The sequence below is a fragment of the Streptomyces sp. NPDC086766 genome, assembly GCF_044746005.1.
In the GTDB taxonomy this organism is placed as follows: Bacteria; Actinomycetota; Actinomycetes; order Streptomycetales; family Streptomycetaceae; genus Streptomyces.
On record NZ_JBIVBI010000057.1, the window covers coordinates 1 to 1963 of the forward strand.

At 69.5% G+C, this 1963-nt stretch carries 1 protein-coding gene; it reads right to left on the minus strand.

The features are described from left to right. Positions 1-15 precede the first annotated feature (15 nt). On the minus strand, positions 16-1848 hold the full coding sequence (locus ACIPM1_RS33810) for an IS481 family transposase (protein WP_402441202.1): 1833 nt from the start codon (positions 1846-1848) through the stop codon (positions 16-18). Positions 1849-1963: the final 115 nt, after the last annotated feature.

A 1963-nucleotide genomic window follows, 5' to 3' on the forward strand; every position in this document is an offset into this window, starting at 1 on the left:
TGTCGGTGTGAGGTCTCAGGACTTCCTTGACGGTTTGTCGTCAGGAGATCCTTGACGGTCCTTCTGGGTTCCCATGCCTTTGACGTAGAGCCTGGTGATCGGGTCGCGGTTCTTGCGTGGCCGGACGGCGAGCTCGTCCTCGCCGTGCAGGATCCGATAGTGGGTGTCCTCGATGACGACGGTGACGATCTTTCCCGCATGCCGCGGACCGAGCTTGATGAACTGGCCGTTGATCATGAAGCGGCCGCTCGCATGCACCTTGCGCTGGGCCCGGATGGCGCCGGCCGGCAGGGGCGGAGGCGGCAGCGGGGACGTCGCCGTCCGTGCCCCGTCGATCTGCCCCAGACGGGCGGCTGGAACCGGGCAGGGCCACGTCCCCATTAGGGCGTCGTCGGCGATGGCATGCATGAGGTGTCCGTCGAGGCGAAGAGTGATCGTGCGGCCAGCGAGGGCGAATCCGACCTGGTAGCGGCCGCCGGACAGGCAGACGATCCCGTCACGATGGACCTTGCGGTCGACCTCAACCGGTTCACCGGCGGCGAGGATGGCCGAGCCGCTGCGGGCCCTGGGCAGGGCGGCGGGTGCGGGCTCGGGACCGGCCGGGCGGGCGCCGTAGCGCATGGTCAGGTAGGCGAGATCCTCCGGCCGCAACCGGGACGGGACCGTGGTGACGAGGTGCCCATCGAGGAGGAAGTGGACGCTGCGGTGGTTCGCCCAGACCGTCAGCGTCCTGCCGGCCAGTGCCTGGTGGATGCCCACCCGCTGCCTGCCCGTGACCAGGGTGATCTCGCCACTGGGCGGCACCCGCACCTTGAACTCGACCGCGGTGCCCTGCGGCGGCAGGGCGGGCCGTTCGATGACCTCGATGGACAACTCCGGCTCTGCTGCTGTCTGTTCAGGATGTTCATCATCACCGCGGAGGCGGACGGCAGTGTGGGGCCGGAAGAGGCTGATCGGGGTGGCCATGTTCAGGGCCTGGTGCGGGCGCTGGTGGTTGTAGGCGTGTACCCAGCCGTCGATCGCTTCCTGGGCCGCGGCCAGCGACTCGAACGGCACGACGTGATCGAGGAACTCCTCGCGCAGGGTGCGGTGAAAGCGTTCGATCTTGCCCGTGGTGGTGGGTGACCGCGGCTTGGTCAGCCGCTGGGTGATGCCGTTCTCCCGGCAGATGCGCTCGAAGAGCACCTCCACCGGCTGTGGCCGTTGGTGCCGGCCGGTGAACTGCTTGCCGTTGTCCGTCAACACCTCGAAGGGCACGCCGTAGCGGCGCATCGCGGCGGTGAAGGCCGAGCACACGGCGCGGGCGCTGGGCACGGCCACGACGGAAGCGATCAGGACGAACCGGGAGTGGTCGTCGATGCCGGTGACCATCTTGCACTCCCGTCCGTCGGCCAGCGGAACCCCGCCGACCAGGTCCATCTGCCACAGGTGCATAGGCGCCTCGCGCTGCCACCGGCGGTACTTGCGCGGATGCTGCTGTTCCTGGGCGCGGACCAGGCCGTTGCGGGACAGCACCCGGTGGACCGTGGCCCGCGACGGGGCCGACTCCAGCCCGCGGCCGACGAGTTCGTGGGTGATCCGGCGGGCACCCCACCGCGGATGCCGGCGGCGCAGCTCGCAGATCTCGGCCTCCACCTCGGCAGACAGGCGCGTGGGGCTGTTCCGAGGGCGCCGGGAGCGGTCCAGCAGACCGGGCATGCCCTCCTGCTCGAACCTCCGCCGCCAGGTGTGCAGGGTCTGACGCGAGGTGCCGTACCGGGCGGCGACCTCCCCGATCGGAGACCCGCCGAGTACCTCGCGGACGGCCCGGTAGCGGTACTCGGCCAGCTGCTGTACATCCACGACCACCGACCGAAGCACCTCCGCCCCACCGAGGGACGGGAGACGGCGGGCGTTCAACCGAACGTGTCACCCATGTCCTGAGCACAAACGGTCAAGCATCTCCTGAGACCTCACACCGACA